The sequence below is a fragment of the Streptomyces sp. NPDC045778 genome (genome assembly GCF_056431945.1).
In genome coordinates, this window is record NZ_JBWKJZ010000032.1 from 97,354 (window position 1) to 107,652 (window position 10,299).

Here is a 10,299-nt window from a genome sequence, read left to right on the forward strand (position 1 = left end):
CCCTCCCCTTCCCGATGCTCCAGAGTGACACTTCTGGAGTGGTCGGGTCATGGCGGCATCTACGCAGGTCAGGGACGTACAGCAACCTCCGCTCCTCCCGGGAGGCATGGGGGACTGGAACGAAAGTACGAGGCAGACCGGCACGGAGACCCTGTGGGGCGTCCGCTGCGTCCGGCTGTCCGTCCGTACGGATGAGACGACGAGCCCGGAGCGGCAGCGCGAGGCCGACGACGCGGCGGCGGCAGCCCTCGGCATCACCTTCGGCGAGGGCGCCGCCCTGCGGGAAGCGGTCGACCTGGACGTGTCCGCGTCTCAGGCCGGCCCCTTCGACCGTCCGCAGCTCGGTGGATGGCTGACGCGTCCGGAGGACTTTGACGCCCTGGTGTTCTGGCGCTTCGACCGCGCCATCCGGGACATGGGCGACATGCACGAGCTTGCCAAGTGGGCCCGCAAGCACCGCAAGCTCATCGCGTTCGCCGAGGGCATCGGCGGGGGTCGGCTCGTGTTCGACTTCCGCAACCCCATGGACCCCATGGGTCAGCTCATGATGCTCATGCTGGCCTTTGCCGCTCAGGTCGAGTCGCAGAGCATCAAGGACCGCGTCACCGGGGCGCAAGCGGCCATGCGGAAGATGCCGTTGCGGTGGCGGGGCGGCGGCAAGCCCGCGTACGGCTACCTGCCCGCTGCGATGCCCGCCGAGCACGACGGCATCGGCTGGACCCTGGTCCCGGACCCGGACGCGGACGCGGTGAAGATCACGGTTGCTTGGAACGGCATCCAGCTCCTGGACGCCGGGCAGAAGCTCGACGGCACCGACGTCCTGCCGCTGACCACCGGCACGGGCGGCAAGCAGACCGGCGACATCTACGCCGTGCGCTTCGGTTCCTCCGAAGCCGATGCCGCTGTCTCCGGACTGACCAACGGCGGCATCCAGGTCACCGACCTCGGCGAGTCCCACGACAAGCCCGTCTACCGCACCCGCATCGACTTCTACTGCGGACTCGCCCTGTTCGGGGGCAAGGCAGCCGCACGCCTCACAAACGTCCTGAACGGCTGAGGCTTCACAGAGCCCCCGTGCTCGTCACCCTTCGGGGCGGCGAGGGCGGGGGCCTTTCGTGTTTCCGAGGCCACCCGCCGGACGCAAGTTACCCCCTGCCTGCCGTAACACCTCCGGCGTACGCTGCGAACCATGAGCACTGTCGGGGATCGTTTGAGGGAACTCCGCAAGCGTGCAGACCTCACGCAGCGCGAGCTGGCCGAAGAGGCCCGGGTGTCATTCCGGACTGTCGAGAACCTAGAGCAAGGCAGGGGCGGCACGCCTCGCCTGGAGACGCTCCGAAAGCTAGCCGTCCCCTTGCGTACGACCACCAGTTACCTACGGGGCGACCAGACAGAGGCCGGTGACCCGGACGCTGACACGGTGGATCGCTGGGCGGGCGTACGGGCCACTCTCCTTGGCCCGCCGCCGGTACTGGGCCCGGATGACGCGCCGCCGACTGTGGCGGGCGTTCGGTCCCTCGTGCAGGACATGACGCCCCTGTTCTCAGGGGACCAGTTCGCGGAGCTGTCCACGGTGCTCCCGCCGTTGCTTCGTGAGGCTGAACTACTCGGCGCCGAGGGGCGAAGAGTACGCGTACGGCTCTTGCAGCTCGCCGGGTGGCTCATGGTCCAGACCCGCCAGTTCGAGGCCGCAGAGGTGGCCCTCGCGCGCGCGTTGGACGGCTCCGCCGACAGGTTGGAAGGAGCCGCCACGGTCACCACGCAGTGTTGGCTGCTCCTCCGTCAGGGACGGCTGTCAGCAGCTCGTGAGCTGGCTGTCCGATGGGCTGACGACCTTGAGCCCCGCATGTCCAGAGCGACGCCGGATGAGTTGAGTGCATGGGGCTGGGCACTACTGCGGCTCTCCGCTGCCAGCGTTCGGGACGCGCGGCCTGGCGACGCTGTCGATGCGCTCCGTTTGGCTCATGCCGCCGCTGTGGCCCTGGGGCAGGAGCACGCGCCGGGTGGAGACTTTCTGCGCGCCTTCGGGCCGACCACCGTAGCGATGAAGCGGGCGGAGAACGCTTCGGTCACGCAGCGCCCGGATGAGGTGTTGAGGCTTTCCGCCCTCGTACCCGTAGGTGGTCGCCGCCCCACGTCGAACAACTGGAACCGTCACCTGCTCGACGTGGCGAATGCCGAAGTGGAGCTACGGAACTACGGGCGTGCCGTAGAGAAGCTGGTCGAGATCAGGAACAACTCCCCTGAGTGGCTGCCGAACCAGCGGTTCGCGCGGGACATCCTCGGCAAAGTGGTACGTCGGCGTAGGCGGTTGACCCCTGAGATGCGGGACCTGGCCGACGTGGTACGCCTACCTGCGGATATGTGACTTCTGCTCAGGCGACTCCCAAACTCCCAATTGTTTGAAGCTCATTGCCGTCCGATGGTCGTGACACACACGACGCGAGGGGACGGCGAGAAGCCATGGCTGACGAATGGGCCCCCACCACGGGAACGTACGCGGTGGACACGGCAGAGGGCCGCATCGGAGAAGTTCGCAGACTGAGTGCGGGGCACGTGTACCTAGTCCCTCCGGGCGGCGGGATCGAATGGGCTGCACCGCCTGGCCGACTGCGCAAGCCGACCGATGACGAGACATGGAAGGCGCGTATCTGGACGCGCCCGGTTGGGTCGCTGCCGTGACGGCTCCTTGGGTTCCAGCGCCGGGCGACCTGGTCAAGGACGCACGCGGCAGGGTCGGGGAAGTGCTCGCGTGGGACGGTGCGACGGACACGGTCACGCTGGCTTCGCTGCGGGATGGGGAACTTTGGGAGACGGACACGTTCGGCCCCGCCAGCGACCTTGACGAACTGCGTGTCCTGGTCTTGAGGGCGGCGCAGCGATGACGGCGGCACGGCGTCCCCACTGGCACGCTGGGCGCCCCGTACCGGTTCCGGAGTTGACCGACCTCGCAGACGACGCCAGCAGCCCGTACGCAGACTCTCCGCCCGGCTGGTGGACCAAGTATGACGGCGCTCTAGACCAACGCTCCGGCGTCGTCCACGTCCCGCAGGACCGCGCCCGCGAACTCCCATCCTGCCGTTTCCCCTGTCGACACTGCCGCGCGGCAGGACGCCTGCGAACCTCCTGATCCAGCACCAGGCGCCCCCAAGGCTCCCTCTCTGGACGGCTGCCTAGACCCCGCTCTGTCCCGGGAGGGCAAGAGCCCGTCCGGCCGCACGCCCTCATTCCCGTGAAGCGGAGTCGGCCGGGCGGGTCGCGCAATCCTCACCCCAGCAGCAAGGAGTGTTCCGATGAGCGCTGCCCAAAACCATCTGAAATTCGCGTGGTTAGAGGTCACGGGACTCTGTAATGAGTTCTGCGATCACTGCTACGCCGACTCGTCCCCCAAGGGGACACACGGCACGATGACCGCTCGACACTGGACGCGCACCATCGACCAGTTGGCCGCCATGGGTGTGAAGGACGTCCAGTTCATCGGCGGCGAGCCGACCTTGTACCCGCACCTGGGAGAGCTGATCACGCGCGCCCACGGAGCAGGTCTTTCCGTCGAAGTGTTCTCCAACTTGACCCAGGTCCGGGGCCACCTGTGGGAGACGTTCAAGGCGTGCGGAGTCAAGCTCGCCACGTCGTACTACTCGGACACGGCCAGCGAGCACGATCAGGTGACCCGGCTCCGAGGCTCGCACAAGCGGACCCGCGCGAACGTGGCCAAGGCACTCAGCCTCGGTATCCCGCTGCGGGGCGGAGTCGTCGCCGTGAACCAAGGCCAACGCGTCCACGAGGCGGCGCGGGACCTGGCGGCGCTGGGGGTGGAAACGGTCGGCGGGGACCGTACGCGGGCGTTCGGACGGGCCGGCAAAGGAGCCATGCCGACGATCGCTGACCTATGCGGGCACTGCGCCCACGAGAAGTGCGCCATCGGTCCGACGGGGGACGTGTGGCCGTGCGTGCTGGGTCGGTTCCTGCTCCTGGGCAACGTGCTGCAAACGCCGCTGGCCGATGTCTGGGGAGGAGCGCAGACGGCCACGGTGAAGGCCGAGATCACGGCCGTGCACGGGGAGGGCGCCCAGTCGTGCACACCGCCTCAGTTCCTCCCCATGTGCGGGCCCTGCGGCCCGTGCGTCCCCTCTGTGGGGCACTGCGACCCAAGAGAGGCAGACGCCACGACGGCGACGGCTACGATCGGCGCACCCGTTTGACCCTCCGAGAACCGCAGGAGTGCACGGATGGACGACCACGGAGACGACTTCGGCAGGTGGGGAGTGGCGACCTCCCACGCTGCCGTGCAGCGGAGCGAGGAGGAGTGGGCCGCAATCGCCAGGTACGTCCGGCACGCCGCGAACAAGGTCGGCCCTGATCTCCCGCTGTGCCTCCCTGGCGAGCCGCAGGAGTGCGGGCGGACCGCTCAGCAACACGTGCTGGCGTGGGCAGCACACCTGAAAGCCGTGGCCCATCACCTCATTGAGCAGTCAGCGCCGAGCGAGGCACGAGCCGCGCATGTGGCCGGACCCCTGTATCAGCAGCGGCTCGCTCAGCTTCGCGCCTTGGACAGCTCCGAACACATTCAGCAGTGACCGGCACGACCCCTGCCCGTGCGCTCACCTGAGAGGCGCACGGGGAGGGCTTTGCATGCTCTGACCAGCCGATATCCTCAGAACTCCTACTAGCGAGCATCGGGCCTTCCCGAACAAGGGGGCTCCGCCCCCTTGGACCCCCGTCAATCGGTGCTCCGCGCCTCGTCCTCAAACGCCGGACGGGCTGAAATTGTCCCCTGCTACAGGGGAGTCGTCACCGTCGCCGATTCCCCCGAGCCCAGGTGGAGCAGACCCTTCCCCGGGGTCACCGGGCCGCCGACCATACTGCGGGAGATCCGGACGCCGATGAGGTCCCCGCTGGACGAGTCCTGCGGGGAGAGCAGGATGCCCCGCCGCCCCTTCTTCGCGTCGACCTGCCACCCGGAGAACCCGCTGCACACGTCCTCCTCGTCCCCGGCGAGCACGAGGGCGAGGCCCTCGTCGGCACCCCGCTGGATGATCCGCTTGAACTGGCTCGCGGCGTCGCAGTCCTCCAGGATCTCGCCGTCGTCGACGAGGACGGCGATCGGGGACTCGGGGGTCGCCGACTCGATGGCCTCTTCGAGGTCGTCCTCGTCGATGTCGTCGCCGGTGAAGACCTTCAGGACGCCCTCGGTGCCGTCGAGCCCGCGCAGCGGGGACTGCCGGGGCGCCGCGACGACGAGGCGTACGCCCTGCGCGAGGCAGGAGCGGGCCACGTTCATCAGGACGGTGGAGCGGCCGGACTTGGCGGGGCCCGCGATGACGAAGGCGGGCACGCCCTCGGCCAGGTCGGGTCCGTGGCCCATGAGTTCGTCGCCGCCGACGCCGACCAGGGCCCACAGCTTCGAGCGCGCGGCGTCCGGGTCGCGCAGCTCCCAGGCCTCGGCGAAGGAGATCCGGCCGGGCAGCGTGTCGACGCGGAACGGGCGCAGGCGGCGCGGCACACCGGCGTCGCGGACCGTGGCGGCCTCGCCGATGGCGGCGAGCGCCGCGGCCTGGCCCTGCCCGGTGGCGTCGGCGGAGAGCAGGGCGAACTGCGTCTCCGTACCGCTCTCGTTGCGGAAGGCGCGGCCCGGGGGGATCTCCTCGGGCACCTTGCGGGCGGGGATGCCGAGCATGGAGAAGTCGGAGCGGTCGGCGAGGCGCAGGCCGTACTTGTCCTCGGTGAGGGACGAGACGCGGCCGACGAGGAGCTGGCGGTCGCCGGTGAGGACCAGGTGGATGCCCACGCTCGCGCCCTCGCGCAGGAGCGTGGTGACCTCGTCGGTCAGGCTGCCGTGGTCGATCTCGCCGAGCGTGGGCAGCCAGCCTTCCCAGCGGTCGAGGAGGACCACGAGGTGGGGCAGGCGCTCGTCGGGCGCGGCCCCGGACCGCTGCTCGCCGATGTCGGCGTACCCCTTCTCGGCGAGGAGGTCCTGGCGGCGGGTGAGTTCGCCCTTGAGCCGGTTGACGAGGCGGACCACGCGCTCGGTCTGGTTGCGGCTGACGACGGCGCCGCAGTGCGGGAGCCGGGTGAGCGCGTTGAGCGCGCCGTTGCCGCAGTCGATGCCGTACAGGTGGACGTCGGCGCACGAGTGGGTGCGCGCCAGGGAGCCCGCGATCGTGCGCAGCACCTGGGAGCGGCCGCTGCGCGGGGCGCCGCCGATCATCAGGTGCCCGAAGGTCGCGAAGTCCACCGTGACGGGGCGGCGCGCCTGGTCGGCGGGCAGGTCCTCGACGCCGTACGGAGCGGCAGGCAGCGCCCCGGCGGGGGCGGGCGGCGCCGTGATGGCGTCGAGCAGCAGGGTCTCGTCGAGCGCGGGCAGCCAGGGGCTGTGCTGGGCGGGGATGGCGAGGGCGGTGGTGGCCTCGCGGACCGCGTCGACGAGGACCTTCAGGTCGGTGATCTCCTCCTCCTCGCGGGCCTGCGCCTTGGGCCGGGTGGCGGCGGCGCGCCCGAGGCCGGGCCAGCTCAGCTCGTCCGCCCAGGGCGCGAGCGCCCGCGGGTCGGCGGCGCCGGGGCGGCGGCCGCCGACGCGGCCGGACTGGAAGGGCACCAGGGACGCGTGGCCGAGGCGGACGTAGGCGCGGCCGGGCGTGTTCTTGGAGATGTGCCCGGCGTCGGGCGCGTCGATGACGTCCGATGACTCGCCGCCGTCGGTGACGCGCAGCGCGATGCGCAGGTTGGTGTTGGCGCGGATCTCGGGCGACACGACACCGCTCGGCCGCTGCGTGGCGAGGAGCAGGTGGATGCCGAGGGAGCGGCCCCGCTGGGCGATGTTGACCAGGCCGGTGACGAAGTCGGGCAGGTCACGGACCATGGAGGCGAACTCGTCGATGACGATGAGGAGCCGGGGCACCGGCGCGCGCGTGGGGTCGCGGCGCACCAGGTCCTGGTAGTCCTCGATGTCCTTGGCGTCGGCGTCGGCGAGGATGTGCTCGCGCCGCTTCAGCTCGGCGCCCAGGGACTCCAGGGCGCGCTCGACGAGGTGCGCGTCGAGGTCGGTGACCATGCCGACGGTGTGCGGCAGCTTCACGCAGTCCTTGAACGCGGAGCCGCCCTTGTAGTCGACGAGGACGAACGTCATGTTCTCCGGCGTGTTGGCGACGGCGAGCGCGGCCACGATGGTCTGGAGGAGTTCCGACTTGCCGGACCCCGTGGTGCCCGCGATCAGGCCGTGCGGCCCGTCCTTGCGCAGGTCGATGCCGAACGGACCGTCGTACGACTCGCCGATGACGGCCGTCGTGGACTGTCCGCCCGACTGCCAGCGCGCGGTGATCGCCTCGCGGGTCGGCGGCTCCAGCTGGAGCACGTCGAGCAGGCGGCTCGCGCCGGGCAGCGCCGAGTCCTCGGTCTCACCGCTGATGTCCCGCAGCGGCGCCATGGCACGCGCGAGCCGCAGGCACCACGCGGGCGACACGAAGTCGGGGCGTACGTCGAGCAGGCGCCGGGCGCCGGTCTGCTCGACGCGCAGGCGCAGTTCCTCGGGGGCGCCCGCCCGGTCGGCTCCGGCGTCCGTGGTGTGCCAGGCATGGAAGGAGGGGAAGGAGGGGAAGGAGGGGAAGCCGCCGCCCGCGGGCGCGGTGGCGGGCCGCGGGGGGATGCCGCCCGCCGCGGGCGCGGCCCCGGCGCCCGGTTCGGCCGGCTCCCGTGCCTTGGGCTCGGCCACCACGAAGGCCTGGCACTCGCCGGGCAGGAACCGCTGCTCGGTGTCGAGGCACAGCGCGTAGATGCCCACGGCCGGGCCGTCGCGCAGGAGCCGGACCACGCCGGGCAGCGAGCGGAGGCGCCGCGAGCCGTCCCAGACGACCACGACGTCCGGGTCGCTGAACCCGCCGGTCTGACCCCGGGTCTCCTGCTTGACCTTCTCGCGCGCGTCCAGGACCTGCGTCAGCTCGCCGATACGGGCCGCGACGGTCTCGGCGTCCGTGCCGATCAGCACGTTGACGTCCTGGCCGCTGGTGGGGCGTGCGTGCGGCAGCCAGCGCAGCCAGTCCCAGGTCTCCCAGGCGGAGTTCTCCGTCAGGACGTAGAACTGGACGTCCATCGGGCTGTGCAGCGCGGCGGTCTGCGCGACCGCCCAGCGGCCGAGCGCCGCCGCCGAGTCGCCGGGCCCGGCCAGGCCGATGACGCCGAGCTGCTTCAGGCCGAGGGCCACCGGCGCGTCCTCGATCGTCCAGGTGACCTGCCGCTTGTGCTCGTCCTGCTCCGGGTCGTCGAGGACGACGTCGGACGGCAGTCGCCCGGTGCCGAAGCGCAGCAGCAGGTGGTCGGCGTCGGTGCGGCGCCGCTCCCACAGGCGGGTGCGCGGGCCGGTGCCGAGGGTGAGGACGGTGGCCGGGTCGGGGACGGCGTGGCGCCGGTCGAGCCGCTCGGCGACCAGGGCGTCCTGCGCGTCCTTCTCGATCCGCTCCTTGGTCTCCTTGTACTCCTTGACCTGCTTGGCGTGAGACTTGCGGCCGTGCTTCTTGTCCAGGAAGTAGTTGCCGAAGAGCATGATCGGGCTGAGCCCGGCGATGATGAGGTAGTACCAGCGGTTGAAGATCATCGCTGCGATCACGGCGCCGACCAGCGGGAACAGCGCCATCAGCCACGGCAGCGGCCGGGCCTCGAAGTCCCGCGGCGGTGACGGCAGGCGGAAGGTGGTCTGCCGCTCGGGCGGGCGGAGGCGCGGCGGCCGGTTGTAGTCGAGGCCCGTGCCGTCGTCGGACCACTTGAGGGCCGCGTTCGGCGGCGCGTACCGCACCAGCTCGAAGAGGGTGTTCCCGGCGGATATCTGCGCGCCGAGGGGCCAGGCGTCGGACTCGGCATCGGTGAACTTCTCGCCTTCGAGGGTGACTTCGCCCTTCTCCTCGTCGCTGCCGTGCACGGTGACGCGGCAGGTGCCGTCGGCCGCGACCGACAACGTCAGGGCGCGCGCGGCCAGTTCGGGGTCATCGACCCGGACGTACGCGGCTGGGCCGCCGCCGATGTCGTACCGGCCGATGCCGAGCCGGTGAACGGCGCCCGCGCCGGGGCCGCCCACCACGCGCAGTTCGACGAGCCCGGTCGGCTCGCCGGGCACGCAGCCCGCGGGGTCGTGGAGGCTGACGACGGCGCCCTCGCGCAGGGGCGAGCCGACGGCCGTGGCGTCCGGGTCGACGGCGTACCCGTCGATGTAGACCGCGGGCGCGCCCTCGGGCCCGGGCTGGTGCTGGCCGAGCGGAATGACCCGCGCGCCGCCACGGCCCGCCGCACGGGCCAGTTCGGCGGCGATGTCCCTGACGGAGGACTCGGGATCGGCGTCGAGCACGACGTCGGTGGAACCGCCGCCGACCGGATCGACGACGGTCAGTGTCAGGCGCACGCTCGTCCTCCCATGGCCCCCCGTGGCCGCTTCCGGACCACGGCCCCCAGTGGGAGCGACGATAACCGCTCCCTCCCGGTCGGCGGCAACGGCCCGGCGGGGCACGCTTTCCACCGGCAACGCCCGGCAGTCGCCTCACCCGCGCCCCGGCACGTGCTCATAGCAGAGCTGTGACTCAACTGGGGTATTCCCTCCATGACCACACCCGTAAGCTGCTGGCGCACAAGCGGACGATCGCACCGGGCGTGTTCGGGCGGATCCGCGGTGCCGACAGCGTGATTCGCGCCGTTTCAGGTGCGATTCGCACCAATCAGTGGAGCCACGGGGGTTGGCCCTGCGGCGTGTGGGATAGGGAGTGGGCTTCATGGCCAAGGACCTTGATGTCACATATCAGGACATGCGGGATGCGGCCAAGCATGTCGTCAAGGAGAAGGACAAGCTCAAGGAGAAGCTCGACGGCCTCCGCAAGTACATCGCGAACCTCGTCGAGACGGGCTATGTCACCAAGAGCTCCTCGAAGGCGTTCGACGAGAACTTCGACGAGTTCGTGCGCGGCGCCAAGGACATGCTCGACGGCCTGGACGGCATGGGCGACTACCTGACGAACGCCGCGGACAAGTTCGAGCAGATCGACGACGAGCTGGGCAAGGCCGCACGCGGCTAGGGCCTGTCCGGTGGGTCGCCGCGCCGACCCATCGGACAGGCCCTAGGGCCCGGCGGCGCGCCGGCCACGCCGCACCAGGGGCGGGGGGGGGGGGGGGGGGGGGGGGGGGGGGGGGGGTGGGGGGGTGGGGGGGGGGGGGGGGGGGGGGGGGGGGGAGAGGAGGGGGGGGGGGGGGGGGGGCCCCCCCCCCCCCCGATCGGGAAGGGGCGGGCCCGGGGCGCACCGCGAGGGCTACCCTCGACGGATGTCC

Annotated in this window: 5 protein-coding genes and 1 pseudogene; 5 read left to right on the forward strand and 1 reads right to left on the reverse strand. The window is 71.1% G+C overall.

Features of this window, described 5'->3' with window-relative positions; genetic code table 11:
• Positions 1 to 106: 106 nt before the first annotated feature.
• From AC07GB_RS31925 to AC07GB_RS31940, 4 genes and pseudogenes are all read left to right on the forward strand, one after another.
• Positions 107 to 742 (forward strand): annotated as a pseudogene (locus AC07GB_RS31925) (recombinase family protein); the annotation flags it as partial.
• A gap of 447 nt (positions 743 to 1,189) precedes the next feature.
• Positions 1,190 to 2,368: a helix-turn-helix domain-containing protein gene (locus AC07GB_RS31930; RefSeq protein WP_478851549.1), complete on the forward strand. Its 1,179-nt coding sequence runs from the start codon at positions 1,190 to 1,192 to the stop codon at positions 2,366 to 2,368.
• A gap of 925 nt (positions 2,369 to 3,293) precedes the next feature.
• Complete coding sequence (locus AC07GB_RS31935; protein WP_478851551.1) at positions 3,294 to 4,202, forward strand: radical SAM/SPASM domain-containing protein; 909 nt, start codon at positions 3,294 to 3,296, stop codon at positions 4,200 to 4,202.
• A 27-nt stretch (positions 4,203 to 4,229) separates the two neighbouring features.
• Positions 4,230 to 4,577, forward strand: coding sequence for a hypothetical protein (locus AC07GB_RS31940; protein ID WP_478851553.1), 348 nt, complete (start codon positions 4,230 to 4,232; stop codon positions 4,575 to 4,577).
• Positions 4,578 to 4,777: 200 nt separating this feature from the next.
• Here AC07GB_RS31940 and AC07GB_RS31945 read toward each other — a convergent pair whose 3' ends face one another.
• Positions 4,778 to 9,385, reverse strand: a complete 4,608-nt coding sequence (locus AC07GB_RS31945) for an FtsK/SpoIIIE domain-containing protein (RefSeq protein ID WP_478851555.1) — start codon at positions 9,383 to 9,385, stop codon at positions 4,778 to 4,780.
• A gap of 364 nt (positions 9,386 to 9,749) precedes the next feature.
• Between AC07GB_RS31945 and AC07GB_RS31950 the strand changes: the two genes are divergently transcribed.
• Positions 9,750 to 10,049, forward strand: a complete 300-nt coding sequence (locus AC07GB_RS31950; protein WP_144320352.1) for a WXG100 family type VII secretion target — start codon at positions 9,750 to 9,752, stop codon at positions 10,047 to 10,049.
• Positions 10,050 to 10,299: the final 250 nt, after the last annotated feature.